Raw genomic sequence first — 26,943 nt, forward strand, 5'->3', positions numbered from 1 at the left:
GGAAAATGGCATCCATTAATAAGCTGGAGCGGCATCAAGCCAGAATGGGCTATCTGTTTATCACACCTACTATGCTGCTATTTGCCGTATTCATGGTCATCCCCGTCGTGATGGCGCTTTACTTGAGCTTTACCAACTACGACGTGCTGAGTACAAACGATTGGGTGGGCTTGGAGAATTACCGTCGTTTGATCGGCGATACGCTGTTGTGGCAGACTTTCGTCAACGTGTTGTTTTATGCGGTGGTGTTCGTTCCGTTCAATATCCTGATTTCATTGCTACTGGCTATGCTGCTGAACAAGAGCAAGGGTGGGGTGAAGCTATTTCGCACCTTCTATTACCTGCCGACGTTAACCTCTGCGGTTGCCGCGGCGACGGTATGGATCTGGATGCTGCATCCCGAATATGGGTTAATTAACGGAATGCTGTCTTATGTCGGCATCGCCGGTCCCGCCTGGGTATCGCAGACGGAGACGGCTATGATCTCCATTATTTTGATGACCTTATGGCAATCGGTAGGCTCCAACATGATCATTTATTTGGCGGGCTTGCAGGGTGTGCCAGATTATCTATACGAATCCGCCCGTCTGGACGGGGCCTCACGGTTCGCCTGTTTCCGCTATATCACTTGGCCACAACTGCGGCCAACGACTTTCCTTGTCAGCATCCTGGCGATTATTGGCGCGCTGCAATTGTTCGACCAGGCGTTTGTCTTGACGCAGGGTGGACCGGCCAATGTGACCAAGACGCCGGTGTATCTCATTTATCAGCAGGGCTTCAATCAACTGCAAATGGGATATGCTTCAGCGCAAGCCTTCGTGCTGGCGATGGCAATTCTTATTTTCTCATTGATCAGCATGAAGCTTACCAAGGCAGAGGAGCCGATCGTATGAGGGAAATGGGCGTAACAAGGGAGAAACATATTTCCCCGATGAAGTTGGGGCTTCCAGTTAGAAAACGGACGTTAAATATTCTGTTCTATCTGCTATGCAGCATTATCGCAATCATTATGTTCCTGCCTTTCTACTGGAGTTTGCTGACCTCCTTCAAGCCGGATGAGGAAATGTTCAGCATGCCGATCAAGTGGGTCACGACAAATTTGACCTTTGAGCATTATTTAAATGCGTTCACGACGGTCCCGTTTAGCCTTTACTTCTGGAACTCCTTCGTGTTGGCTGCTTCCGGCGTGCTGCTTAATCTGTTTTTCGGATCGCTTAGTGGGTATGCGTTCGCCAAGCTGAACTTCAAGATGAATCAACCGTTCTTCCGGCTGCTGCTGGTGTCCATGATGGTTCCCGGCATCGTCACGATGATTCCAAGCGTTTACGTGCTGCGGCATATTCCGCTGATGGGCGGCAATGATCTGTTTGGTAGCGGGGGCTACGGCTTGATGAACTCGTTCTGGGGAATTATTCTGCCCGGGGCATCGGGGACCTTTGCGGTCTTCTTCATGCGCCAGTTCTTCCTGACTTTACCGAAGGACATGATGGAGATGGCACGGATTGAAGGATGCGGAGAGTTTAAAATTTTCTGGCGTATTTATTTACCGCTGACCAAGCCAGCCTTGGCGACGCTGGGGATCTTCACCTTCCAGGCTGGATGGAACAGCTTCTTGTGGCCGATGATTGTGCTGAATGATCCGGCGAAGGCAACGATTCAGATGGGACTGCAGGCGTTCTCTTACAACTACCAGACCGATTATGGTCCGATGATGGCAGGGGCGCTGGTGGCGATTTTACCGATTCTGGTGTTGTTCCTGCTGCTGCAGCGTTATTTTATCCAAGGCATTGCCTTTAGTGGAATTAAGGGATAGGAGAGATAAGATGAATCAGACAACGACAGGCTTATGGGGAGTCCGGGCGGATCGGGCGCAGCAGGCACTGGACCAGCAGTTCTGGAACGAAAGCATCCTGATGTATGATATCCAGACCCCTTGTGAGAACGGCGAAGGCAACGATATTTTTCATTATTGGTGGATGGCCCATGCCGTAGATACGCTGGTAGATGGGCTGGTGCGTACGGGAGAAGATCATTATGTCCGGCGCCTGGGACAATTATATGATGGGCTGTTGCGACGCAATGGTGGCGTCTGGCCTAATGAGTTATACGATGATATGGAATGGATGGCGCTGGCTTGGCTACGTGCTTACCAGGCCACAAGCGAACCCAGGTATTTGCAGGCGGTTCGGGTGCTCTGGGAGGATATCCAGACGGGTTGGAATGACGCCATGGGCGGAGGGATTGCCTGGCAGAAGTCGCAACTGGATTACAAGAATACACCGGCTAATGCCCCAGCGGTCATTCTAGCTGCCCGGTTATATCGCAGCTTCGGGAATGAGGAGGATTTGGCCTGGGCACAACGGATTTATGATTGGCAGCGGGCCTATTTGGTCGATCCCGATACAGGCTTCGTCTGGGACGGCATGAATCGGACGGGAGACGGAACCATTGATAAGGATTGGGAGTTCACGTATTGCCAAGGTGTATTTATCGGAGCTTCCGTGGAGTTGTACCGGTTATCAGGTCAGCCATCCTATCTGGAGGAAGCAATGCGCACGTTCCGTATGGTGAAGAGCCGCTTGGTGCAGCTTGCTTCCGGACTGCTTCCCGATGAAGGGAATGGCGACGCCGGGCTATTTAAAGGAATTCTAATGCGCTATGTGGCGGAATTGTCCTTAGAGGCGGCTGAGTATCAAGAAGTTACCAGGTTTTTAACGGCGCAAGCGGAAGGAGTCTGGACGGTGCAAGACGAGGCCGAGTTGCCACTTTTCGGTACGGAATGGGCAAAGCGCCCCTTGCCGGGAGATGTTGTACAGCTTAGCTCGCAGCTTAGCGGGACAATGCTGCTGGAAATGATGTCGGCCATTCATTCCAGGAATTGAACCAAATGGCCAAGGGCAGAGGAGGTAGACGAATGTCAGAAACAAGCGCAAGAAGGCCTTCGGCAAAATATACCGGAGTTTGGAGTGAACGGGCAGCACAAATGCATAATGACCTGTTTACTTGTTATACGGATGAGCAGACGGGGATTCTGGCTCAGTGGTATCCGCAAGCAGCCAGCAAAGAAGGGGAGAACTTCTACTATTGGTGGCAAGCGCATGTTCTGGACGTGCTGGTAGATGCATGGGAACGGAGTGGAGAGGCTGAGCTGCCGCAGCGTATCGCCCGATTCTGTCACAGTCTGGAGAGCTATAACGGGAATACGTTCAAGCATAATTACTATGATGATATGGAATGGACGGCGTTGGCATTGCTTCGTGCCTATGACACAACCGGCGATTCATGGTATAAAGAAAAGACGCTGGACCTTTGGGAGGACATCAAGACGGCTTGGAACGAACACTTTGGGGGCGGCATGGCCTGGAAGAAGGACCAACTTGATTATAAAAACACGCCAGCCAATGCCACTGCTGCTATTCTGGCCGCCCGGCTCTACCGAAGATTTGGAGACAGCGAAAATCTGGCTTGGTCCAAGAAGATCTACGCGTGGAATCTAACCCATCTGGTAGACCCGATCACAGGCTTTGTCTGGGATGGTATTAATCGGCTGGGGGATGGACAGATCGATAAGGAATGGACATTTACGTATTGCCAAGGGGTCTTCATCGGGGCGGGCGTGGAGCTGTATCAATGCACCGGGGATGCCGCATATTTGGAGCAGGCGCAAAGAACTTCGGCGGCTTGCTTCGACCAGGTATGTGAGCCGGATAGCGATTTGCTTCCGGATGAGGGCATCGATGATACGGGATTGTTCAAGGGTATCCTGATTCGTTACCTGGTGGAATTGCTTCGGGTAGATCCGGAATGTCCGCGAGTTCGCGGTGTCATTTTGGCCAACGCGGAGCGGCTCTGGAACGCAGGGGTACTGCAACCATCGGGATTGTGCGGCCCTTCCTGGAAGGAACCGCCTACGCTTCCGGTACAGCTCAGTGTGCAACTAAGTGGACTGATGTTGCTTGAAGCGGCCGCTATCTTGACCGGGGAACTGACTGATGCGTAGTGAACAAGCTGATGGACAACCGAGCTTGAGCTGGAACAGCGTGATGATGACTGAATTGATGATGAATTTATGATGACAGGAAAAAGGAGAATGATGATGACTCAACCGCTTACGCAGGCTGATATTATTGCTATGGTAGAGCAGAAGTTGCAAGACCGTCCTAAAATTGTAGATATGTTCAAACGTTGTTACCAGAATACGCTGGAAACGACGATCCGCCGTCAGGAAGATGGCACCGTGTTTATGCTGACCGGGGACATCCCGGCCATGTGGTTGCGGGATTCCGTCAACCAGCTTCGTCCTTACCTGATTCCCGCCGGCCAGGACAGTGATTTGCGGGCAGTGATTGAAGGGGTGCTGGCTGCTCAATATCGCAATATTTTGCGGGACCCTTATGCCAATGCCTTTAACGAATTTGACAATTTCCACGGCCACCATACGGACCTGACCGAGATGTCGGGCTGGATTTGGGAACGCAAATATGAAGTGGATTCGCTTTGTTATCCTATTCAATTAGCTTATTTATATTGGAAGAATACCGGGGAGACCCGGCACTTCACGGAGGAATTCAAGCAGGCGGCCAAGCTGATTTTGCAGACGTGGCGCATCGAGCAGCACCATGATGAGCAGTCAAAGTATACGTTCGTCCGGGAAAATGGTGGCGAGACCAATACATTGCCGGGCAAGACGGGATATACCGGGATGACCTGGTCTGGCTTCCGTCCGAGTGATGATGCCTGCAAGTACGGCTATCTGGTACCGTCCAATATGTTCGCCGTGGTTGTCCTTGGCTATTTGCTGGAGATCAATGAGTTGGCTTATCAGGACGGGGAACTGGAGCAGGAGACACGTTCCTTGCGGCAGGAAATTGAGCAGGGAATCCGGGAGTTTGCTCTTATCCAGGACGAGGAATTTGGTCCGGTGTACGCGTATGAGGTAGACGGGCTTGGTGGCGTTCATCTGATGGATGATGCCAATGTGCCAAGTCTGTTGTCGTTGCCTTATCTAGATTATTGCGGCAAGGAAGATCCGGTGTACCTGAACACGCGGCGAATGATATTAAGCAAGAGAAACCCTTACTATTATGAAGGGGAATATGCCAAGGGCATTGGAAGCCCACATACGCCGGAAAATTATATTTGGCATATCGCGCTCTCCATTCAGGGCATTACAGCGACGGAAGAGGCCGAGAAGCAAGAGATTCTGGGTATGTTCGAACGCACGGATGCCGGGACCGGGCTCGTTCATGAGGGCTTCCACAAGGATAATCCGGATGAGTATACTCGCGAGTGGTTCTCTTGGTCCAACGCCATGTTCGTGGAGTTCGTATTAAGCTTGTGTGGATTGGAGATCAAACGGGGTTAAAATACAGCCAGACGTATGATACATTAGAGATATTTACTCACCCTGGGAGGGATGGTTATTATGGCAGCTATACGGATAGGGAAAGTTAGCTTCTGGCATGTGCATGCCTGGGACTACACGAAGGAGGCTCAGGCACATCCAGATGCGGAGATAACGGCAGTATGGGACGAATTGCCGGAACGAGGCCGGGAACAGGCGGCCAAGCTGGGCGTTCCGTTCTTTGATACACTGGATGAATTGCTGGCAAGTGACATCGATGGCGTAATTGTGGATGCTCCGACCAATATGCACCGGGATGTGATGGTAGCAGCGGCACGTGCGGGCAAGCATATTTTTACCGAGAAGGTGCTGGCTCCTACGCTTCAGGAAGTGAATGAGATTCTGGATGAGGTCAAGAAGCATCATGTGAAGCTGACCGTATCCCTGCCGCGGCTGAATGACGGCTATACGCTGGCTATTTCAGAAGCCTTGGGTCAAGGATTGCTCGGAAGTGTCACTCAGGTACGTGTACGTTTATCGCATAATGGGTCTCTGGCAGGCTGGTTGCCCGAGCATTTCTACGATGCGGAGGCTTGTGGCGGCGGGGCGCTGATTGATTTGGGCTGCCATCCCGCCTATTTGACCCGATTATTCCTGGGCGAAGCACCTGTTCAAGTCACTGCTCAGTTCGGGTACATAACGGGCAAGCCGGTGGAAGATAATGCGGTGCTGACACTGACTACACCATCCGGTGCCCTAGGCATCGTCGAGGCGGGCTTCGTCAATGCCTTCTCGCCGTTTACCATCGAGGTTCACGGTACGGAAGGCACACTGCTATACGGGACACCTGAGCCGAAGCTGCTGCTTCGTACCACGAAGCAAGGGGAGGAACTTGCCAAGACTTGGCAGGAACTGCCGCTGCCAGAACGGCGTCCAAGTGCATTCAGCCAATGGATTAGTCATATTCAGCAGGGAACCGAGGCTGAGGAAAATATTCAAGCGGCGGTGGAGCTGACCCGTCTGATGGAGGCAGCTTACCGCTCCATTCGGGAGAAGTCGATCATTCAGTTATAGTGCGAGTTCAAAAAGTTGAATTTTCAGGACCGAAGCTTATGCTTTCAATGTGCGTTTTTTCAAAACGCTTGAGTTGGATGAAGCTAGGGACTGAGTAGCGGAGCGTACGTAGTGGGTACGTGAGCAACGGAAGGCCCGGGTGAATTCAAGATTTGATGTCGAGTTCACTCCTTGAACAACTTCGTTCTGGGAAGGTGACTTTTTGAACAACCTCTTATAGGAAGCATAGGCACACAAGTAGGGAAAGCATAAACAAAGGATAGGCACTCGGCTGTAATCATCATTTAGCCGCAGAGCCTATCCTTTTGCTGTTATTAAATATTTTGTGCGTATTCCGGGGAGGGGACTTTGGTCAAAGTCACGTACAGGCTGGCAGGTTGAAGTCCGGAGTTGGTGTAGGCGAAGGCTTCGCTTCCCTCCACATGGATGATATCGCCCTTGTTCAGCGGAGAGGCTTGTTCGTTGACCGTTACGGTGCCGTTGCCTTCCAGAGCCAAGATAAAGACCTCTGTACCGGGATGAGTGTGGGTGGGCAAGCCTTGTCCGGGTATAAAATTCAGTACAAATACGACACTTTCGCCTTTCTTGAAGGCAATACGCTTCGTGAACTTGTCCGTCTGATAATCCTGCAATGATCCTAATGTTAGCTTTTCCATGAGTCAAATCCTCCTTGTCCGGTTGCTTGGGAACCGGGGCTTCTTCTTTGTTAGTTCACATCTTAACACTGCCTGCCCGGTTTATTCTTGATTCAGATCAAGAAAATGAAATAAAACAGGCAAGGACCTGGCAGAAGTTATGCCTGAGGTTCTTGCCTGCTTGAATTTAAGCGTCGACGCCGACCGCACCGCCCAGCAGATGTTGCTTCAGCGTATCCAATCCTTCCGCACGGCGGATGGCCTGGGCAACCAGTCTGGCGATGTGGCGGGCGCCAGTATCGGAGAAGTGGGTATTATCCTGGATACCATCAGGATAATTCGGATGGGCACCCGGCGGCAAATGCATGAACAGATGCCGCGAGCCCTCCTCGCCCAGTGCGCCGTAAAGGCGCTGGGAGGCGGTGAAGATATCAAGCAGGGGCGTGCCAGAGTCGGCTGCGAGCTGCTTCATCACCTGCGGATAAATGCCCACAGCCAGCGGGTCGGGCGTTGCTTCCGCTGTGAACATGCGACGGCTGACGGAGGTGAGCAACACCGGCGTGCCTCCTAGCTTACGGGCTGTGGCGATGAAGTGGCGCAAATTGTCCGGGTACGCTCCCTCGGCATCGGCATAACGTGCTGGGTCCTCTTGTTTACCATCATTGTGACCGAACTGAATCAGCAGAATATCGCCTGGTTGAAAATCCCGTTCAATCGCTTCCAGTCTACCTTCATCCAGAAACGATTTTGTACTGCGACCGTTGACGGCCCGGTTATCGATCCGTACGGAGTCGTCGAAATGATCCTGAAGGTACTCCCCCCAGCCGGTCATTGGCTTCTCGGTCGTTCCCTTGTGCGCTGCGGTGGAATCACCGGCAATAAATACGGTAAGTGACATGCTTACTCCTCCTAACACATACTACAAGGTGACACCTGTTTTGAATATGGCCAGCTCACGAACTTCGTTTTGTTCGTTTTGTGTCTTGCGTCCGCTGGCGATGTCGATAATATCAGTGATAAACTGCTCCAGTACCTCTTGCATTGGCGTCTCCAATACAGTTCCAGCGTTGAAGTCCATCCAATGCTGCTTGCGCTTGAACAATTGTTCGTTGGTCGCTACCTTCACCGTTGGCACAAAGCTGCCAAACGGTGTGCCGCGGCCGGTAGTGAACAGCACAAGCTGGCAATCCGCCGCAGCCAGGGCGGAGGAGGCGACCAGGTCGTTGCCGGGCGCTTGCAGCAGGCTCAGGCCTTTCTTGCGTAGCTTCTCCCCATATTGCAGGACGTCAACCACCGGGGCGGTGCCAGCCTTCTGGGTACAGCCCAGCGACTTATCTTCCAGCGTGCTGATGCCGCCAGCCTTGTTGCCGGGCGAAGGGTTCTCATATACAGGCTCGCCATAGGACAGGAAATATTGCTTGAAATCGTTGATTAGAGAAACGATTTGCTCAAATACTTCCTGGTTCTCGGCACGAGCCATCAGCATCTTCTCGGCCCCGAACATTTCGGGGACCTCCGTCAGAATGGTGGAGCCCCCTTGCGAGATGAGAAAGTCGGAAAAAGCACCAAGCAGCGGATTGGCTGTAATACCCGAGAATCCATCGGAGCCACCGCACTTCAAGCCGACGTTCAGCTCACTAAGCGGCACCGACTCGCGTCGATCATATCTGGCTGCTTCGTAAATCTCCTCCAGCAGCCTCAGTCCGGCCTCCAGTTCGTCTTCTACCTCTTGGGCGACGAGGAATTTGACGCGGTTCTCGTCATAATCACCCAGCCGCTCGCGGAACTCGGCTACAATATTGTTCTCGCAGCCCAGACCCATGACGAGCACACCACCGGCATTGGGATGCTTGACGATATCCAGCAGAATACTGCGGGTCATTTGGTGGTCGTCGCCAAGTTGTGAACAGCCGTAGGGATGCTTAAGCACGGTAATATTGTCGAATGCCCCCAGATCAGGATGCTCTGCCTTGAAGGCACTGATCAACAACTCGGAGATACCGTTGACGCAACCCACCGTTGGCACAATATAGAGATCATTGCGAATACCTGCCTTACCATTCCCCCGGACATAACCTTCAAAGGTTAAATCCCGCTTAGGATAAGTTACCGGCTGTAAATCTGGCACATATTCATATTGCTCGGTTCCGGCAAGGTTGGTCTTGACGTTATGCGTATGCACCCAATCTCCGGCAGCGATCTCCAGGGTAGCATGACCGATGGGATAACCATATTTGATGATATCCTGATCTGCTGCAATGGGCTGCAGAGCCATTTTGTGTCCTTGAGGCACCGCTTCATGAGCAATAAGCTGTAAGCCTTGAAATTCCAGACTCTCACCAGCTTCAATGGGCTGCAAGGCTACGGCGACATTGTCGCGAGCGTTCATTTTCATTAATCGTTGCACGGAATTTCGCCTCCCGTCTTTTGTATTACGGCCCGGGCACCCAGAGCATCCAACTGCTGGATGTCCTCCTTAAGTCTTGCGGTGAGGCCCGGAATATTGGTAAGATCTTCGCCCCACAATTCACTCTTCTGCAAAATCGATGGAACCAAATTCTCCGGCTGCTGCCAGGCTTCATCGAACAGAGCCAATACCTCAGGATTATCCTTGCGCTCCAGACGATCTCCACGATAAGCGAGTAGCAGGGCGGCCAGGGCAAGCGTGATCAGCTTCGGCAATTCTCCACGTTCCTGCTGGTAGCGTAGAAGTATCGGCAGCAACCGGGCCTTGAATTTCGACACGCTGTTCAAGGAGATTGAAGCCAACTCATGCCGGATAAAAGGATTCAGAAAGCGCTCTCTAACTGTGCGAGCATATTCCTCCAGCTCCGGCTTTGGCAAATCCAGCATTGGAATCAGTTCGTCTTCCAGTAGCTGCTTGACGTATACAGAGAAATCGGGGTCGGTCATCGTCTCTTCAACGGTAGAAATACCAGCGAGTAGACCCAGGGCAGCCATGGCAGTATGCGGAGCATTCAGTAAATGCACCTTCCGCTCGCGATATAAGGTCATGTCTTGGGTGAAGACGGCGTTAACTCCAGCTTGCCGCAAGGGAAGCCGCTCGGCCACTTCCTCAGGGCCCTCGATGACCCAAAGCAGATAAGGTTCAGCCGTAACCATCAGCCGATCGCTGTAACCCAGCTCTTGCTCCCACTCGGCGACCGTGTCATGCGGGAATCCGGGGACAATCCGGTCAACCAGGCTGCAACAGAAGGTATTCTCTTGCTGGGTCCAGCGGATAAAGTCGGTGCCCAGGTTCCAGTCTGCTGCGTAACGGAGCACGATGTCCCGCAATTGTTCTCCGTTACGGTCGATCAGCTCGCAAGGAATGATGGTGAAGCCCTTCTTGCCAAGTTGAAAACGGCGATAGAGCAGAGCCGTCAGCTTGCCGGGAAAGCTGCTCTGAGGTCCGTCGTCCAGACGGTCCTTCGGATCATAGGCAATGCCCGCTTCGGTAGTATTCGAAGTAATGAATTCCAGGGAATTCTGCTCGGCCAAGGCAAGGAAACGTTCATATTCGCTGTAAGGGTCCACGATACGGCTTATACAGCTCATAATCTCCGGCTTGCGTACTGTTTGTTCATCCATAATTCCGTTTAACAGCACAGTGTAAAGGTGGTCCTGGTTGTCGAAATGCTCGTTCCGCGGACTGGCCAGCGTTTTGACCATAACGACGCTGCCTTCGAACAAATTCTGGTTGTTCATCTGCTGAACTTGCCACACTGTAAAGGCGCGGAGAAAGTTACCGTCACCGAATTGAATGACACGTTCCGGATAAGAGGGCAGATTAGGATAAAGAGTGCGGGATAGAATGGTGGACATAGAAATCATCGTCTCCTTTTATAATAGAGTGAGAATAACAGAATGGTGAATGCACACGTGAACATTTTTGAGTAAAAAAACACGGAGTCATAAGTGAAAAAATTCTCAAGAGGTCAATAGGCTCCGAATTGTGCTTAACTAGGACCGAAGGCTATGCTTCCGATGTGTGTTTTTCCAAAACGCTTGAGCCCTCATGAATCTAGGGACGTAAGTAGCGGAGCTAAACGTTTTTGGAGAAAACGATTTCGGAAGCGTACGGGTACGTGAGCAACTCAAATGTTTCTGCAAGAAAGCAACGACCTCTTAAAGTTTGGCTACCGAGTGACGGGTCATCAGCCTTGTCGGCACAAATACTTGCCCACCCGTTGTTACATCCTGTGTAGAGTCGCCGTTCTTCGGCTGCATTAATTCAATCAGTGTGCGGGTGCCAAGCTCCCCAATATCAGCCACGGGCTTGCGAATCGTCGTGAGAGCAGGGTTGGTATATCGGGCGAATACGATATCGTCAAAGCCGATAAAAGAAATTTGATCCGGTATCGTGATGTTATGCGCGAAGCAAGCGTTCATCGCTCCAATGGCCATGTCGTCGTTGGCGCAGAAGACCAGCGTTGGCGGTTCGGGAAGGGATAACAACGTCTCCATGACCCGGTATCCGCTATCGATGCTATAGTCCCCGACCATCTGGTAGGTAGAGGGGAGTGAAAGGCCATGAGAGAGTAAGCTTTCCAGGAAACCTTGCTTGCGTTCAACCGCTGATTTGAAGCCGGGTTTGCCCTCGATAATCGCTAGTCGGCGATGTCCTTGGGCGATGGCATAATCCAGTGCTTCACGCACGCCCTCGCGATCATTAGCTACCACATTGGCGATGCCCGGATCATCCAACTGGCGGTTAAGCACAACCAGCGGAATCCCTGCACGCTTGACGTGATAGATGAAGGCATTGTCGGCCTCGCTTTGACTCATAACCAGAATGCCGTCGAAGCGTTGGGAGGAGATGCCTTCCAGATGAAGGATGCCGTCGATGCCGTGTACAGTAAGGCTGTAATTCTCGTCCAGGGCATGATGAATTCCCTTGATGGCCTCGACCAGAAAGCTGTCCGAAGTTCCCTCATCGATACTGGAGAAGAACAGGCCGATCGTATAGGATTTCTTCATGACCAGGCTTTTGGCGCTGAAATTAGGCACATAGTTCATTTCGGCGGCAATTTTCTCAATTTTGTCCCGAGTCTCCTTCTTGATCAGCGGGTTCCCGTTCAAGGCCCGGGATACCGTGGTGTGGGAGACGCCGGCTACGCGGGCAATGTCTTTAATCGTAATCATAGCATCGTATCTTCTCCAAATAAGCAGAATAGGTTTCACGTTTTCATTTTAAGGCTCAAATTCTAAAAAAGTCAATTAAAATAAACTATGCACACGTGAAAATTAGTTTGTCATTAATTTACTGTAAGCGCTATAATGAGAGTGGTATCTATTGGAAAAAGGGGCAATGGTTATGAATAAAGGCAGGATGTTTTACAAAATCTTTATCCCTATTCTGATTCTTGGCGTAGGTCTCGTCGCTTCATTTGGCAGTTATATTTATTTCAGTACTGTAGGTTCGGTCATCGAGCGGGTGGCCGGAAGCAAGCAGAGTCTCATTACGCAAACAAAAAACAACTTCGAACACAAAATCCAGAGCATCGAATACGCCTTTGATACTTACAGCACAACCACCTCCTTTCGCGAAGTCGTAAACAATCCGCTTACTGCACAGGACTTCATCGCTTACCGCAATGTAAATTCGCAACTGAACTATATCGCCACCATGGGGATGGAGGGGACGGAGTATGCCCTGATCAGCCTGGTACATAACTGGCAGGTGGCTGATGGCCGCCTGACCTTGCTAACCAACGAAGAACGTGCGCAACTCGTGGATATGTATATTAAGCCTGGATCACAAAGCTTGTTCTGGATTCGTACCGATACCGGTATCCGGTTTGTGAATACGCTGCCCGTATTCTCTACTCAAAAGCAGGCGATTGCCCTCTCGGATATCTCCCTGGAAACGTTAGACCAGATGATCCAGACGGAGGAGTCTACCCCAGTGTTTATCCTGAACAAGCAGGGAGACTTGATGTATGAAACGCATCCAGGCCAAGGCCTGCTTAGCGCAGGGGAACTGAAACGGATTGCCGAGCTGGCTGCTGCCGGTGATTCAAATGGGACACTGACTCCGGAGAAGTCGGAAGGCGGCCATTTGCCTGCCAAGCTTATTTACGCCAAATCCAGTTATAACAATTGGACTTATGTGACGGTGCTGGATCAAGAGGAGATTGCGGGAGCGCTGAAAATGACCCGCTTTGGCCTCGTTACGTTAAGTTTGGTATTGACCTTGTTGATCGTCATTGTTGCTTATGTCATTGCTTCCCGTTATACGAAGCCCATTCAGCAAATCAAGCATCGGCTGCCTGGAGATACGCTTCCCGCCGCCAAGAACGAAATCGAGTGGATTATCTCTTCTATCGATACCATTGTCTCCGAGAAGCAAAGCTTGGAGAGTCTCATGGAGGCAGAACGTCCGCAGCTTGAGACGCAGTTGATATTGAACTTGTTCCGCAGCCGGGTCTCGGCCGAGGAATTAGCTCAGAAGCTGGACCGAATTGGATACCACGAACTGGAGGGCTGGCGCTTTGTCACAATGCTCGTTCAACTGGATCATCTGGGCGACCGCCTGGCCTCCGACCGGGATTTGCTGCTGCTGGCCATCAATAAGCTGGTGGAAGAGAACATTTCCGCAGACCAGCGTATGCTGCCTATCTTGCTCAATGACAAGACCCAGGCCACCATTCTGATGTTCAAGGGGCAGAGTGAACAGGATATCCGCAAGCAAGTGCTGGAGAAAGCCACCCTGTTGATGAAAAGCGTCCGTGAATATTTGAAGGCATCGATCAGCGTTGGCATCAGCGAGATCTACGACAGCTTACTGGATAGCAAGCTGGCATGCGAAATGGGTAAACAGGCTTTACATCATCGCCTGAACCTTGGCAAGGAATCAATTATTTTCTACCAAGATATCTCCATGGTCCTGTCCGGCTCTGTACTGCTGCATTATCCGGTAGAGCTGGAATCCCAGCTATTCGATGCCATTCGCCTGGGCGATGAGGAGCAGGTAAGCCAAAGTCTGTATCTGTTGCTCGCTGAAATGATGAAGAAGAACAAGAACTCCATGAACTTCGAGGTTGCTCTCGTGCGGTTCGTGAACAATCTGATTCAACTGGAGCAACTGCTTGGAATCGAAGTGCTATTAACCCAGAACAATTATGCGCTCTATCATGTGCTGCTGGACACCCGCAATCCCGAGGAGATCGAACGTATGCTGGTTAGCGAGGTCATTTTCCCCATGGTGCGGAGCATCAAGGACAAGACGAATCAGCAGTTCCGCAGCTTATCTGAAGAGATTGCTGCGATTGTCCGGGCTGAATATGACCAGGAGTTGTCGCTGGACTACATCGCTGACCGGTTGCATTACAATCCCAATTATCTCAGCAGCATATTCCGTAAGGAATACGGTATGACATTCAGTGAATATTTGATGGGCTATCGCCTGGAAATGGCCAAGAAATGGCTGGTCGAGACCAATATGACCGTGAAGGAAATCGGCGAACGGCTGCAATATCACAACTCGCAAAACTTTATCCGTTCCTTCCGCAAAAAAGAACATATCACGCCAGGAGAATTCCGCCGGATGAAGCAGGCCAACTAAGGGATGCATGTGAGTTGACGGAAGCTTTCCACTTAGAGGAAAGCTCCGCGCCCCGGCCTCTGGCTGACTATCCTTTGACCGAGCCAAGCAAAGCCCCTTTGACGAAATGCCGCTGTACGAAGGGATAGGCGAGCAGCATAGGCACTGTGGCGATGACGATGACAGCCATCTTGATGGTTTGCGCTGGCGGGATGACGTCCACCGACGTGTTATCCGCCTGCATGCCGCTGGAGACGATGACGATTTGCCGCAGCAATACCTGGATCGGCCATTTGAGCGAGTCATTAATATAGAGAATGGCATTCATATAAGTGTTCCAGTAGGCCACGCCGTAAAATAAGGAAATGGTGGCGATGGAGGGCAAGGCCAGGGGGAGCATAATTTTGAAAAACACACCGAAATCGGTACAGCCATCAATTTTGGCCGACTCCTCCAGACTATCCGGAAGTGCCTGAAAGAAGTTGCGCATAATGATCAGATTGAAGGCATTGATGGCTACAGGAATGATCATGGACCAGTAGGAGTCGATCAAGTGAACGCTCTTAACGACGAGAAAGGTAGGAATCATCCCGCCGCTGAACAGCATGGAGAATACAACCACGAAGTTGATGAAATTCCTTCCGTATAGATAGGTTCGCGATAAGCCATATGCCATCAGAGAGGTCAAGATCATACTGACCACCGTGCCTGCCAGGGTGACGCCGATGGAAACTCCCAGCGCCTTGAAGATCGTAGGCGTAGAAAGAATGTATTTGTAAGCATCCAGTGAGAAGGTAGTAGGGAACAGAATAAAGCGCTTGGCCACCATCTCTTGGGTGGAGGCGAAGGAACTGGCGATGACATTAATGAAGGGAAGCAAACAGATAAGAGCAATCAGAACCAGAAGCGTGCTGTTAACAATAGTAAAAATGCGGCTGCCGATGGTTGTTCTTTTGCGTAAGGTTTGCGCCATGAAGTGAATCCTCCTCCTAATCGGTTAACGTATCCAGCTTCACCATAACAGGGGTCTGGAATTCCGTATATAATCCCATTCTGAGGTGTTCTATAGGGGGACAAAACAACAGGTAGAAGCAGATGCTCATTAGCTTAGCTCATAATCATAGCTTAAGGTCCACAAGCCGCAAAACCGCGATACAAGCTGAACTGAAATCGCTATCATGTAATGATTATATACGGAATAGGGGCGGTGCCTTACGCTAAAGGTGCGAGTTACCACACCACCTTGGAGATTGAAGGAGGTTAACCCCGTGAAAGCATCAGGCACCGTTGTCATTGATCCAGAGCAACTAACCGTGGGACCGGACCCTAAGCACAAAACCTCTTCGTTCCGGGCCGGAATACGGCGCAATAAGCTACTGTATCTTATGATTTTTCCGGGCGTTTTGTATTTTCTGGTCTTTAAGTATTTGCCTATGGGCGGCTTGATTATCGCCTTCCAGGATTACCAGCCCTATCTGGGCATCACGGGCAGTCCATGGGTTGGCTTCAAGCACTTTATTCGTTTGTTCACCGAGCCTACTTTCTTTATGCTCCTGCGCAACACGCTGATCTTGTTTGCCATGAATTTGATCTTTTTCTTCCCATTGCCAATTCTATTGGCGCTCATGCTGAATGAGGTGAGCCGCAAATGGTTCAAAAATATCATTCAGACGGTGATTTATATTCCCCACTTCATGTCCTGGGTCATCATTGTGTCCATTACGTACGTATTTCTGACCTTGGACGGAGGCGTCCTAAATGAACTGATGGCCGCGGTAGGCTTGCCCAAGATCAGCTTCCTGACTTCAACGGAATGGTTGCGGACGGTATATATCGGTCAGATCATTTGGAAGGAGCTAGGCTGGTCAACCATCATTTATCTGGCCGCGATCACCGTCGTGGATACCCAGCTTTATGAGGCTGCGGAGATGGATGGGGCAGGAAGAGTGCGCAAGACCTGGCATGTGACCTTGCCGGCGATTCGCCCGGTTATTATCACACTCCTTATTCTGAAAATCGGCAGCACGCTGGACCTTGGCTTTGAGCATATGTACCTGCTGCTGAACTCGTTAAACCGCGAGGTGGCCGAAATATTTGATACTTATATTTACACCGCCGGCTTGAAGAACGGGCAGCTCAGCTTCAGTACAACCGTAGGCTTGTTCAAAGGCTTGGTGGGATTGCTTCTCGTCGTTGGCTCTAACAAGCTGGCGAAGAAGCTTGGCGAAGACGGAGTATATTGACCAATTCGCCGCTAATTGGAATTCTTGCTTCTGCTTTAGTGTAGAAGAGGAAGATATAAGAGAATTTTATGTAGCTTGCCCATAACAAACGAAAAGGGGAGTTGAAACCATGTCTGCTAGATGGTTGAGAACGGCTGTTGTTTTGCTCTGCGGTGCGCTGCTGGTATCCGCTTGCGGAGGAGGAACGGGGAACGGAGGTTCATCGGGCGCAGGCGGCAACGGGCAATCCGGGGGAGACGGCACTGCGGCGATTGACCTGAATCAGAAAGCTACGATTACCTGGCTCAATGTCCTGCATACTGCTTCTCCACCATCGGGACCGGTACTGGAACAAATTCAAGAGTTAACCAATACGGAAATTAAATTCTCCTGGGTACCGGATGCCTCCAAGGAGGAACGAATCAATACAGCGCTGGCTTCCGATTCACTATCAGACATTGTGACATTGACGATTCTCGACAATTCATCCGTGCGGAGCGCGCTCAAATCAGGCATGTTCTGGGAAGTGGAGCCTTATCTGGACGAATTTCCGAATTTGCAGGCGATTTCCGAGGATACGCGCCGTTCAGCTTCTATAGGAGGCAAATTGTATGGGATTCCGCTGCAAAAGGATTTGGCTCGCAACGGCGTAGTCATTCGCAAAGATTGGCTGGATAAGGTGGGCCTTGAAGTTCCGAAAACAACGGATGAACTGATGCAGGTGGCCAAGGCTTTCACCGAGCAGGACCCGGATGGGAACGGAGTTAACGATACGACCGGGTTCGTGGACCGCAATGATCTTATTTATGGGGCGTTCAAGACCTTGGGCTCCTATTTTGGCACACCAAATATTTGGCAGGTCAGCGAGGACGGCAAGATGACGCCGGAATTTGAGACCGAGGGTTATCTCCAAACGCTAAGTTTTATGAAGGAATTGTATGATAACGGTTACATAAATCAGGACTTTGCCGTGACGGCGAAGACAGATCAACAAGAGAAGTTTGCTCAAGGGAAGGCTGGCATTTATGTTGGTGCCTTGTTCGATAGCAAAAATTTGAAGAATTTGTCCAAAGGCATTCAGGATCATATGGAATTGGTGCTGGTGAACGATATTACGGTGACGGGCAATGATAGCGAACGGGCCATTTGGGCGGCTAATAACGGGATTGGGGGGCTGCTGGCTTTTCCCAAATCCGAGGTGAAGAACGAAGCTGAACTCAAGCGAATTCTGAAATTCGTTAATGATTTGATGAATGAAGAAGTCTATGCACTCATGACTTACGGTATTCAGGATGTGCATTATACGGTGGATGACGCTCAGGCGGCCACGATTATCGATTCTGATGTATGGAAGCAGGAGGTGCAGCCGTTTGCGGCTTCCCGCCCGAAGGAGTCCGGCTTCCAAATTCATGATGCGGATCCACTCAAGGTCGAAGCAGATAAACTCATTGCCGAGAATGCTAGCTATGCCGTACTGAACCCCGCCTATTCACTGGAATCGGAGACGTTCAATACACAAGGGTCGGAGCTACAGAAGATCATTACCGATGCGACCTATCAATATATTCTTGGCAAGATTGATGCCGATGGCTTCAAGGCTGCTGTAGAGAATTGGAAAAAGTCAGGTGGCAGCAAAATCATTAGCGAATATGAAGCAGAGTATCAGGAAATAGGGAGGGAATAAAGTTGACGCAACAGACAGTTTATACAGCATGGGCCAAAAAAATGGCGGAATCGGTGATGCAGCGTACGCCAAAATTGTATGAGGATAAGGGGTACGGCGGGAAGTGGTCTTATGACTACGGGGTTGTGCTTAAGGGCTTCGCCAATTTGTGGCAGCAAACGGGTGACCCACGTTATTTCCAATATATTCAGGAGAATATGGATCACTTTATCGGCGAAGATGGCAGCATTCGGGGTTATCGCAAGGATGAATACAACATCGATCATATCAATAACGGCAAGCTGTTATTCCTGCTTTATCGAGAGACCGGGGAGGAGAAATATCGGTTAGCGGCCAATCAACTGCGGGATCAATTGCGCACGCATCCGCGGACGTCAGAGGGAGCATTCTGGCATAAGCAGATTTATCCCTACCAAATCTGGCTTGATGGGCTTTATATGGGGGCACCGTTCTATCTGGAGTATTTGCTAGAGTATGAGAACCAGCAAGGACTGGAGGATGTAACTAAGCAATTTTTGTTATGTGAACGGCATACGCGCGATGATAAGAGTGGGCTGTTCTACCATGCATGGGATGAGAAGCGGGTACAGCCTTGGTGTGATCCGGAGACGGGATTATCTCAGAACTTCTGGGGCAGATCGCTGGGCTGGCTGGTGATGGCTTTGGCTGATGTACTGGAACTGTTACCAGAGACCCAGCCCGACTACGGGGAACTGAAGCGGATGTTCAATGAGTTGTTAGCTGCACTGCGGAAGGTGCAAGATCCGGCGAGTGGTGTGTGGTATCAGGTCGTGAATATGGGCGGACGGAAAGGAAATTATCTGGAAGCCTCGGCTTCGTCGATGATCGTCTATGCTTTGGCAAAGGGGGAGCGTCTGGGCTTGCTGGATGGGAACTGGAACAATGTGCTGGACCATGCGTTCAGTGGTCTGATTGCTGAATTTGTACTGGAGACCAAGGAGGGCTGGCTGAACCTGAACAAGAATTGTCAGGTAGCCGGGCTTGGAGGTGCCGATCAAAGGGATGGCACTTACGCCTACTATCTTAGCGAGCCGATTATTGTTAATGACCAGAAGGGCGTTGGTGCATTCTTGCTGGCCTGTGCGGAATATGAGGCACTTAGGAAAGGGGAGGCCGCTGGTGCGTAGCATTGTCGATTACGGGGCAAGAGCGGATGGGAGCAAGCTGTCCACCGCAGCGATTCAGCAGGCCATCGACGAGGCCGCTCAGGCTGGGGGAGGGACGGTATACGTCCCTGCCGGCACCTTCCTGACCGGTGCACTGCGGCTGGCGAGTCGTATCGAGCTGCGGCTAAGCCCGGGGGCGGTGCTGTCGTTCAGCACCGATCCTGCGGATTATCCGGTTGTATCTTCCCGCTGGGAGGGTGTGGACCGGGAGGTTTACGCTTCTTGCCTGTACGGGGAGGACCTGGAGCAGGTCACAATTACGGGCGGAGGGGCAATTCGCGGGAATGGCCAGCCTTGGTGGGATATGCACCGAAACGCTCCGGAGACGCTAGCCTTCCCCCGGCCCAAGCTGATCAGCTTCGATCGCTGTCGGCGAATTACGATTCGGGATGTAAATCTGACCGATTCACCAAGCTGGACAGTAAATCCGATTCGCTGCTCCGATGTGACAATCGACAACGTATCCATTCTGAACCCCGCCGATTCACCCAACACAGACGGAATTAATCCGGAATCCTGCCGTAATGTGCGCATCAGTAATTGCCATATTGATGTTGGCGACGACTGTATTGCGATCAAAGCCGGGACCGAAGATGCATCGGAACGGGTACCTTGTGAAAATATTTTGATTGTGAACTGTACAATGGTTCATGGACACGGCGGGGTCGTTATTGGTAGTGAGATGAGCGGCAGCATTCGAAACGTGACGATCAGCAACTGCGTGTTCCAGCATACAGACCGCGGCATTCGCTTGAAATCGAGACGCGGCCGGGGTGGCGTAGTGGAAGATATACGTATCAGCAACATCGTGATGGACAATGTTATTTGTCCGTTTATTTTGAAGCTGTATTATTTCTGCGGCCCTCGTGGCAAGGAACGTTATGTCTGGGACAAAAATCCGTACCCCATCACCGAGGAGACGCCTTGCTTTCGGCGAGTTCACTTCAGTCATATCACGGCCCGGCAAGTGCAAGCCGCCGCCGGATTTATGTACGGATTGGCAGAACGCTATATTTCGGAGGTCACCTTCACGGACGTAGATATTTCTATGGCGGAGCATCCGACTCCAGGGGTGCCTGCCATGATGGCCGGTATTGAGGAAATGGCAGGGCGGGGATTTTACCTCGGCAATGTACGTGATGTGTCATTCAATCGTGTTACGGTGGAGAATCATGTGGGCCCTGCCTTTTATGTCGAGAATGGGGAAGGCGTTGAGTTCCGTGACTGCGCATCAAAGCACACGAAGCAGCCAGAAAAATTGGTGGAGCAGGTTGAGGTTATTCCTTCCGATGAGCGGGTTAGTCCAAAGTAAGGATGTGCGTCTATGAATTCAAAGGAATCTTGTTCGGGGGACACGGCAGATAAGCAACGTGAGAAGCTATGGCGTTTGCTGGGTGATTTACCGCAGGGAGGGGCGCTGACGTCCCGCCTGCTGAAGGAAGAGCGGCGGGAAGGTTATGTACTGGAGACGCTGTTGCTGGACCTGAACGGGGAGGGGCCGGTCCCGGCTTATTTTGCCAAGCCGATGAAGGTGAAGGGTCCTTTTCCATTAGTCGTGGTGAATCACTCTCACGGGGGTAACTATACGCATGGTCGCAAGGAGTTATTGGAGGGCAGCTCTTATTTGCAGCAGCCTCCTTATGTCAAGGTCTTGACGGAATTGGGGTGTGCCGTCTGCTGCATCGATATGTGGGGATTTTATGAACGAAGCGGCAAGAGTGAGCATGAACTTGTCAAGGAGATGCTGTGGCAGGGACGTGTCCTGTGGGGCATGATGCTGTACGATAGCCACCGGCTTATTGACTATGTTTGTACGCGTGAGGATGTAGACACGGCACGTCTGGCGACTGTGGGGATGTCGATGGGCGGACTGATGGCCTGGTGGCTGGCTGCCCTTGATGAACGCATCGGGGTTGTAGTGGATCTATGCGGCCAGGTGGATGCAGCCACACTGATTGCCAAACGGGGACTAGATCACCACGGATTTTATTACTATGTTCCGGGGCTACTTAAGCATTTTACGACACTGGATATTCAGAAGCTAATCACGCCACGCCCCCGGATGAGCCTGACGGGCATTCATGACCGTCTCTGTCCACCGGAAGGCGTACGGCTGCTGGATCAAGGCTTGCAAGAGGCGTATGCGGCTGCGGGACGTCCAAAGCATTGGCAATCTATCATGACCGGCGGCGGTCATATGGAAACGGCCGAGATGCGCACAGATTGGCTGGCGTTCTTGCGACAACATCTATTGGGCTAACTGATTATGTTCGGGACTCCATCATCTAGGGGAGAAGGCGACGGAATGAAGCTTTGGGTAGGGAAGCATCCGGGATGTGATACCTCGACCATTCAAGCAGCGGTGGATTTGGCGGAACGGCAGCCGGTTGATAGGACGGCAATCATTTATATCCATCCTGGTGTATATGAAGAGATGGTGCGAATTGACCGCTCAAATCTGGCCCTGATTGGTTTGGGCGAGGTTGTGATTCGCATGAATCGTCATGCGACGGAGCTTAACGAAGCGGGCGAGGAAATCGGAACCTTCGCAACGCCAACCCTGTTTCTTGGGGGAAGCCGCCTAGTGCTGGAGCATCTGACCATTGAAAATACAGCCGGACCAGGGGAGCAAGCTGGCCAGGCACTGGCGGTCTATGCGCATTGTGATCTGGCGGTCTTTCGCCATTGTAGGTTGATAGGGCAGCAGGATACCTTGTTCACGGGTCCACTGCCACCCTATCCACTGACCCGGCCCGCGTTCGGGGGATTTCCGTTAAGGGAGCATCATCAGCAGTATCGTCAGCTTTATGATCAGTGCCGAATTGAGGGGAATATCGATTTTATCTTTGGCGGGGCGACGGCTTATTTTGAAGATTGTGAGATTCATAGTTTGGCCCGCATGAATCCGCTCAGTCCCGGCTATATTACAGCGGCATCGACCGCGCCGGAGCAAGCGGCGGGATATGTGTTCTCCCGATGTCGCTTGAGCGCAGAGCCTGAAGTGGGCAAGGGCTCGGTGTTCCTTGGCAGGCCTTGGCGCGAGCACGCGGCTACATCCTTTGTGAATTGTGAGCTGGGGGAACATATTCATCGACAGGGCTGGGACCCTTGGGATGACTCGGGCCGGGAGAAGACGGTCCGCTATGGAGAATACGGATTGGGGACAAGGGCCATCGAACTACGAGTTAGCCGGGTACCGTGGGCTGCCTGTTGCGAGCACGGGGAAGAGGCTTGGAGCAGGCAAGAGGTTTTCGGGGAAGCCGAGGAGCACTTTTTCTATCGCATCCTCAGGTTGTCAGAAGGAGGCTGGGAGTTTGAGAACGATAATTCAGAACCCGATTTTGCGCGGCTTTAACCCGGACCCGTGCATCTTACGGGCTGGGGATGTTTACTATATCGTGGTATCTTCGTTTCAGTGGTTGCCGGGAGTGCGTGTGTATCGATCGGATAATTTAACGGATTGGGAGCATTGCACCGATTTGTTGACTGACCAGGTTGATCTGAGAGGGAACCCGAAGGATTGCAGTGTATGGGCACCTCAGCTAAGCTGGCATGATGGGCTGTTCTATTTGATTTATAGTGATGTCAAGAGCACCCGGCGGCCCTTCAAGGATGTACATAATTATCTGATTACGGCCCCTTCCATAAATGGGCCATGGTCGGAACCGATCTATTTGAACGGCAGCGGCTTTGATCCTTCCCTGTTCCATGATGAGGATGGACGCAAGTGGCTGCTTAACGAAATCTGGGATTACCGTATTCCGGAAGGCAACAAGTCCAGTGGTATCGTTATGCAGGAGTATGATCCTCGCCAGCGGCGTTTGGTGGGCAAGCCGATTAAATTGTTTGATGGCACGGCGTTGAAGAAGACGGAAGCTCCGCATATCTACAAGCGGAACGGATATTATTATTTGGTGACGGCCGAAGGGGGGACGGGCAGCGGACATGCCGTTACGGTTGCCCGATCCCTGCAATTGGAGGGCCCCTATGAGGTTGACCCGCACAATCCGATGCTGACTTCAAGGGATGATCCGGCATTACCACTTCAATGTGCTGGTCATGGCAGCTTGGTGGAAACGCCGGGGGGAGAGTGGTACATGGCCCATCTCTGCACACGTCCGGTAGAGGGCAAATATGCCATTCTCGGCCGAGAGACGGCCTTGCAGCAGGTGTATTGGGATGATGAGGGCTGGCTGCGGCTATCCGCAGGGGGGAACACCCCGCAGATTAAGGTCCCTGCACCTCGGGAGACTTTGCTTACTGCTTCGGGTGAGAAGCCTGCCAGTGACAAAGATTCCGGGCGGGGACGTCATGCGCTGCCTTATCGATTTCAAGACGATTTTGATGGTGATGTTTTGCAATCCGAATGGAACACGCTGCGGATGATGCCCAACGAAAGCTGGTGTTCCTTGAAGAAACGGCCCGGATATTTACGGCTAACCGCGGGGGAATCCCCGCAGAGCTTGTTCCGGCATCATCTGCTGGCGATTCGTCAGCGGGATGTGCACTTTCGTGCGGAGACCTGCTTGGACTATGCGCCATACACTTATTTGCAAATGGCGGGGCTGCTGCTGTATCTGAACGAAGACAATTATCTCTATGCGTATATTAGTCACGAGGAATCTCAGGGCAAGGTATTGCGTTTGCTGCGCTGCGCCGGAGACGAGGTTATTCTGGAGCCAGAGCCGGTGCTTCTTCCGAACGAGGGCGCAGTACATCTGGCAGTAGAGGTACGGGGCACGGAAGCCCGGTTCTACTGCCGGGCAGAAGAGCCGCATATGAAGGATCATCCCGCTGAAGCAGGCTGGCAAGCGCAATTTGCTGCTCAGCCGATCAGCTTTCTATCTGGCGGCTTTACAGGCAACTTTGTTGGCATAGCCGCTCACGATATGCAGATGCACCAAGGTAGCTATGCAGATTTCAGTAATTTTCATTATGAGGGATATGATCAATAAAATCCGAATAGATGTTGTATGACCATTGCTGTCCTTGGCTTAGACCGGGGACGGCTTTTTTTGTTACATTTTTTGAGTTGACGAGGCAATCATTAAGAGGTATATTGTTAAATGCTAAAATATTTAAGTACTAAACTAATTCAAAGTTTAACTAAGCAGGACAGCGATCGGCAAGGATTGACAAGGAGGATTAGCTCATTGACGAGAAGAGACGAGTTGTTTGAGGTGACTTCAACCTTCGGGACCTTGATCAAAACGATTACCCAGGAATGGAAGAAGCGCGGGGGAGAATACAATCTGAGCTTTCCGCAGTTCAAGATGCTGCACATGCTCGATACGATAGGCACGCAGAAGGTATCTCAATTGGCGGAGGCATTATGTCTTACATCAGCGGCCATTACGGGGATTACGGATCGCATGATTACGGATGGCTATGTACGTCGCGAGCGTTCGGAGCATGATCGCCGGGTGGTTCATATCTCGATTACCGAGCAGGGTCGGGAAGTGAATCGACAGGTCGGTGAGAAGCAGAAGGAAATGCTTGAGAACGTATTTGATCAATTGCAGGAAGAGGATTTGCAGCATTTGCGCCGGATTTTTGACGTTATGCTCTCAAATATAGAAAATCAATCATAACGGAGATGAGAAACACCATGGAACACTTAACAATGAAACGTAAAGTTTCAATCATGATCGCGGTTATGGCTGCCATGTTCTTTGCGGCGATTAACCAGACGATTGTGAGCACGGCTATGCCTCGAATCATTTCAATTCTGGACGGCATGGATTATTACACGTGGACGATTAATATTTATCTGCTAACGTCAACGATTGCCACGGTATTGGTAGGGAAGCTGTCCGATATGTACGGGCGGAAGCCGTTCTTGCTTATTGGTATTTTGCTATTTATGGCAGGGGCTTTCATGACCGGGACGTCCTCTAATGTATTTCAATTTATCGCTTATCGCGGGCTTCAAGGGATCGGTGCCGGGATTATACAGTCAAGCGCCTTCACTTCCGTAGGCGACCTCTTCCCGCCGCGTGAGCGTGGTAAATGGATGGGTTACATGACAGCAATCTTCGGATTCTCCAGTGTGCTTGGTCCTACACTTGGCGGTTATCTGGTCGATCATCTGGACTGGCACTGGTTGTTCTGGATTTTCTTGCCGCTGGGTATCGTAGCTTTTGTCATGATCATGATGTTATTTCCGAAAGTGGAGCGCGGCAGCTCCCAGAGCATCGACTATTGGGGCTCTTTGCTTATGACCACCACCATTGTGCCACTATTGCTTGCCTTCTCATGGGCGGGAACAACGTATTCGTGGGGATCGGTGCAGATTCTGGGCTTATTGGCGGCTTCCGTGGTATCCGGACTTCTATTTATCTTTGCCGAATCCAAGGTGGAAAATCCGATTTTGCCGTTGCATTTGTTTAAAAACAGTGTAGTAACGATTTCCAATATTATCGGATTTATTATGAACTTCGGCATGATGGGGGCATTGGTCTACTTATCGTTCTTTGTGCAAGGTGTGCTCGGTATCTCCCCAACTTATGCTGGTTACGTGACGATGCCGATGTCGATTGTTATGGTTATTTCCAGTGCAGTGACAGGGCAATTGATTGCCAAGAAGGGCAAATACAAGCAATTTGCGCTGATCGGCGTGCCAATCATGGTAGCTGGTGTAGGGATTATGGTCTTTATGAACAATGTGCCTATGGCCGTCCTTAGCATGATTGTATTCGGCTTTGGACTTGGCGTCGGTATGCCGGTCTTCTCACTGGCTACGCAAAATGCAGTGCCTCACCAGGAGCTTGGCGTCGTAACAGCGTCCATTCAGTTATTCCGTAACCTGGGTGGTACGATCGGGATTGCCGTGATGGGGACGGTTATGTCCAATAATCTGGCGAAAAACTTGCAAGCCACGATGCAATCATCTTTGGCGCCGGATTTGAGCACTTTAGACCCGCAGGTGTCCCAGCAGATGTTGGCTTTTGCCAACCCACAAACGTTAATGAACAAGCCGCTGATTGAACAAACTCAGGCGAGTTTGCCAGCGGATGCGCAAGTGCTGTTCGCCCAAATGATTCAAGGGATTCGCGATGCTCTGGGCACCACGTTATCCACGGTCTTCTTGACGGGGGCTTTGGTCTTGGTCGTTGCGTTCATCCTGGTCTTCTTCCTGAAGGAGTTGCCGCTGCGCTCTACGAATCAGGAGCCAACGCCGCTCGTCTCCAAGGAGCATAGTCAGGAAGGTAGCGTAGCAGAGCCTGTTACGCACCATATCTAAACACTGAA

22 protein-coding genes are annotated in these 26,943 nt (G+C 51.3%); 16 read left to right on the forward strand and 6 right to left on the reverse strand.

Annotated elements, in window-relative coordinates:
- Positions 1–5 precede the first annotated feature (5 nt).
- The 6 genes from BN3279_RS14660 (at position 6) to BN3279_RS14685 (ending at position 6,418) form a co-directional block, all read left to right on the forward strand.
- Entirely contained in the window at positions 6–893 is an 888-nt protein-coding gene (locus BN3279_RS14660; protein WP_059051932.1) for a carbohydrate ABC transporter permease, read from the forward strand.
- A 5-nt stretch (positions 894–898) separates the two neighbouring features.
- The gene (locus BN3279_RS14665) at positions 899–1,813 is read left to right on the forward strand and encodes a carbohydrate ABC transporter permease (RefSeq protein ID WP_392396883.1); all 915 of its coding nucleotides are present in this window, start codon (positions 899–901) and stop codon (positions 1,811–1,813) included.
- 10 nt (positions 1,814–1,823) lie between these two features.
- The gene (locus BN3279_RS24025; RefSeq protein WP_059051933.1) at positions 1,824–2,882 is read left to right on the forward strand and encodes a glycoside hydrolase family 76 protein; all 1,059 of its coding nucleotides are present in this window, start codon (positions 1,824–1,826) and stop codon (positions 2,880–2,882) included.
- A 32-nt stretch (positions 2,883–2,914) separates the two neighbouring features.
- Positions 2,915–4,000, forward strand: a complete 1,086-nt coding sequence (locus BN3279_RS24030; RefSeq protein ID WP_059051934.1) for a glycoside hydrolase family 76 protein — start codon at positions 2,915–2,917, stop codon at positions 3,998–4,000.
- Positions 4,001–4,096: 96 nt separating this feature from the next.
- Positions 4,097–5,365 (forward strand): glycoside hydrolase family 125 protein, encoded by a 1,269-nt coding sequence (locus BN3279_RS14680; RefSeq protein WP_089153482.1) that lies wholly within the window; start codon positions 4,097–4,099, stop codon positions 5,363–5,365.
- 60 nt (positions 5,366–5,425) lie between these two features.
- Positions 5,426–6,418, forward strand: a complete 993-nt coding sequence (locus tag BN3279_RS14685) for a Gfo/Idh/MocA family protein (protein ID WP_059051936.1) — start codon at positions 5,426–5,428, stop codon at positions 6,416–6,418.
- Positions 6,419–6,732: 314 nt separating this feature from the next.
- On the opposite strand, the gene BN3279_RS14690 is transcribed toward BN3279_RS14685, so the two are convergent.
- The 5 genes from BN3279_RS14690 to BN3279_RS14710 form a co-directional block, all read right to left on the reverse strand.
- Positions 6,733–7,074: a cupin domain-containing protein gene (locus BN3279_RS14690; protein WP_059051937.1), complete on the reverse strand. Its 342-nt coding sequence runs from the start codon at positions 7,072–7,074 to the stop codon at positions 6,733–6,735.
- Positions 7,075–7,240: 166 nt separating this feature from the next.
- Positions 7,241–7,969, reverse strand: coding sequence for a rhamnogalacturonan acetylesterase (locus BN3279_RS14695; RefSeq protein ID WP_232436862.1), 729 nt, complete (start codon positions 7,967–7,969; stop codon positions 7,241–7,243).
- A 3-nt stretch (positions 7,970–7,972) separates the two neighbouring features.
- Positions 7,973–9,460 carry a UxaA family hydrolase gene (locus tag BN3279_RS14700; protein WP_269745658.1) on the reverse strand — a complete coding sequence of 496 codons (1,488 nt, stop codon included), beginning with the start codon at positions 9,458–9,460 and terminating at the stop codon, positions 7,973–7,975.
- On the reverse strand, positions 9,448–10,878 hold the full coding sequence (locus tag BN3279_RS14705) for a tagaturonate reductase (protein ID WP_059051940.1): 1,431 nt from the start codon (positions 10,876–10,878) through the stop codon (positions 9,448–9,450). The genes BN3279_RS14700 and BN3279_RS14705 overlap by 13 nt, the downstream gene beginning before the upstream one ends.
- Positions 10,879–11,181: 303 nt before the next feature.
- On the reverse strand, positions 11,182–12,198 hold the full coding sequence (locus BN3279_RS14710; RefSeq protein ID WP_059051941.1) for a LacI family DNA-binding transcriptional regulator: 1,017 nt from the start codon (positions 12,196–12,198) through the stop codon (positions 11,182–11,184).
- Between the two features lie 172 nt (positions 12,199–12,370).
- Between BN3279_RS14710 and BN3279_RS14715 the strand changes: the two genes are divergently transcribed.
- On the forward strand, positions 12,371–14,620 hold the full coding sequence (locus tag BN3279_RS14715) for an AraC family transcriptional regulator (protein WP_059051942.1): 2,250 nt from the start codon (positions 12,371–12,373) through the stop codon (positions 14,618–14,620).
- Between the two features lie 67 nt (positions 14,621–14,687).
- Here BN3279_RS14715 and BN3279_RS14720 read toward each other — a convergent pair whose 3' ends face one another.
- Positions 14,688–15,572: a carbohydrate ABC transporter permease gene (locus BN3279_RS14720; protein WP_059051943.1), complete on the reverse strand. Its 885-nt coding sequence runs from the start codon at positions 15,570–15,572 to the stop codon at positions 14,688–14,690.
- Between the two features lie 412 nt (positions 15,573–15,984).
- Between BN3279_RS14720 and BN3279_RS14725 the strand changes: the two genes are divergently transcribed.
- From BN3279_RS14725 to BN3279_RS14765, 9 genes are all read left to right on the forward strand, one after another.
- The gene (locus tag BN3279_RS14725) at positions 15,985–16,842 is read left to right on the forward strand and encodes an ABC transporter permease (RefSeq protein ID WP_232436915.1); all 858 of its coding nucleotides are present in this window, start codon (positions 15,985–15,987) and stop codon (positions 16,840–16,842) included.
- Between the two features lie 109 nt (positions 16,843–16,951).
- Positions 16,952–18,505: an extracellular solute-binding protein gene (locus BN3279_RS14730; protein WP_059051944.1), complete on the forward strand. Its 1,554-nt coding sequence runs from the start codon at positions 16,952–16,954 to the stop codon at positions 18,503–18,505.
- Between the two features lie 41 nt (positions 18,506–18,546).
- A complete protein-coding gene (locus BN3279_RS14735) occupies positions 18,547–19,653 on the forward strand; it encodes a glycoside hydrolase family 88/105 protein (protein WP_082673181.1) in 1,107 nt (368 codons plus the stop codon).
- The gene (locus BN3279_RS14740; protein WP_232436863.1) at positions 19,646–21,004 is read left to right on the forward strand and encodes a glycoside hydrolase family 28 protein; all 1,359 of its coding nucleotides are present in this window, start codon (positions 19,646–19,648) and stop codon (positions 21,002–21,004) included. The genes BN3279_RS14735 and BN3279_RS14740 overlap by 8 nt, the downstream gene beginning before the upstream one ends.
- 12 nt (positions 21,005–21,016) lie before the next feature.
- Positions 21,017–21,952 (forward strand): dienelactone hydrolase family protein, encoded by a 936-nt coding sequence (locus BN3279_RS14745; RefSeq protein WP_059051946.1) that lies wholly within the window; start codon positions 21,017–21,019, stop codon positions 21,950–21,952.
- A gap of 45 nt (positions 21,953–21,997) precedes the next feature.
- A complete protein-coding gene (locus tag BN3279_RS14750; RefSeq protein ID WP_059051947.1) occupies positions 21,998–23,047 on the forward strand; it encodes a pectinesterase family protein in 1,050 nt (349 codons plus the stop codon).
- Entirely contained in the window at positions 23,016–24,647 is a 1,632-nt protein-coding gene (locus BN3279_RS14755; protein WP_059054439.1) for a glycoside hydrolase family 43 protein, read from the forward strand. Before BN3279_RS14750 ends, BN3279_RS14755 begins: the two co-directional genes overlap by 32 nt.
- 198 nt (positions 24,648–24,845) lie before the next feature.
- Complete coding sequence (locus tag BN3279_RS14760; protein ID WP_059051948.1) at positions 24,846–25,283, forward strand: MarR family winged helix-turn-helix transcriptional regulator; 438 nt, start codon at positions 24,846–24,848, stop codon at positions 25,281–25,283.
- 17 nt (positions 25,284–25,300) lie between these two features.
- Positions 25,301–26,935 (forward strand): MDR family MFS transporter, encoded by a 1,635-nt coding sequence (locus BN3279_RS14765; RefSeq protein WP_059051949.1) that lies wholly within the window; start codon positions 25,301–25,303, stop codon positions 26,933–26,935.
- The last annotated feature ends 8 nt before the right edge of the window (positions 26,936–26,943 follow it).

This window comes from Paenibacillus senegalimassiliensis (genome assembly GCF_001486585.1).
Classification (GTDB): domain Bacteria; phylum Bacillota; class Bacilli; order Paenibacillales; family Paenibacillaceae; genus Fontibacillus; species Fontibacillus senegalimassiliensis.

Coding starts and splice junctions, on each gene's coding strand:
- BN3279_RS14710 (WP_059051941.1), bottom strand. CDS start 12,198: ATGATTACGATTAAAGACATTGCCCGCGTAGCCGGCGTCTCCCACACC.
- BN3279_RS14660 (WP_059051932.1), top strand. CDS start 6: ATGGCATCCATTAATAAGCTGGAGCGGCATCAAGCCAGAATGGGCTAT.
- BN3279_RS14725 (WP_232436915.1), top strand. CDS start 15,985: ATGATTTTTCCGGGCGTTTTGTATTTTCTGGTCTTTAAGTATTTGCCT.
- BN3279_RS14735 (WP_082673181.1), top strand. CDS start 18,547: ATGGCGGAATCGGTGATGCAGCGTACGCCAAAATTGTATGAGGATAAG.
- BN3279_RS14715 (WP_059051942.1), top strand. CDS start 12,371: ATGAATAAAGGCAGGATGTTTTACAAAATCTTTATCCCTATTCTGATT.
- BN3279_RS14750 (WP_059051947.1), top strand. CDS start 21,998: ATGAAGCTTTGGGTAGGGAAGCATCCGGGATGTGATACCTCGACCATT.
- BN3279_RS14690 (WP_059051937.1), bottom strand. CDS start 7,074: ATGGAAAAGCTAACATTAGGATCATTGCAGGATTATCAGACGGACAAG.
- BN3279_RS14765 (WP_059051949.1), top strand. CDS start 25,301: ATGGAACACTTAACAATGAAACGTAAAGTTTCAATCATGATCGCGGTT.
- BN3279_RS24030 (WP_059051934.1), top strand. CDS start 2,915: ATGTCAGAAACAAGCGCAAGAAGGCCTTCGGCAAAATATACCGGAGTT.
- BN3279_RS14680 (WP_089153482.1), top strand. CDS start 4,097: ATGACTCAACCGCTTACGCAGGCTGATATTATTGCTATGGTAGAGCAG.
- BN3279_RS14745 (WP_059051946.1), top strand. CDS start 21,017: ATGAATTCAAAGGAATCTTGTTCGGGGGACACGGCAGATAAGCAACGT.
- BN3279_RS14665 (WP_392396883.1), top strand. CDS start 899: ATGGGCGTAACAAGGGAGAAACATATTTCCCCGATGAAGTTGGGGCTT.
- BN3279_RS14730 (WP_059051944.1), top strand. CDS start 16,952: ATGTCTGCTAGATGGTTGAGAACGGCTGTTGTTTTGCTCTGCGGTGCG.
- BN3279_RS24025 (WP_059051933.1), top strand. CDS start 1,824: ATGAATCAGACAACGACAGGCTTATGGGGAGTCCGGGCGGATCGGGCG.
- BN3279_RS14685 (WP_059051936.1), top strand. CDS start 5,426: ATGGCAGCTATACGGATAGGGAAAGTTAGCTTCTGGCATGTGCATGCC.
- BN3279_RS14720 (WP_059051943.1), bottom strand. CDS start 15,572: ATGGCGCAAACCTTACGCAAAAGAACAACCATCGGCAGCCGCATTTTT.
- BN3279_RS14705 (WP_059051940.1), bottom strand. CDS start 10,878: ATGTCCACCATTCTATCCCGCACTCTTTATCCTAATCTGCCCTCTTAT.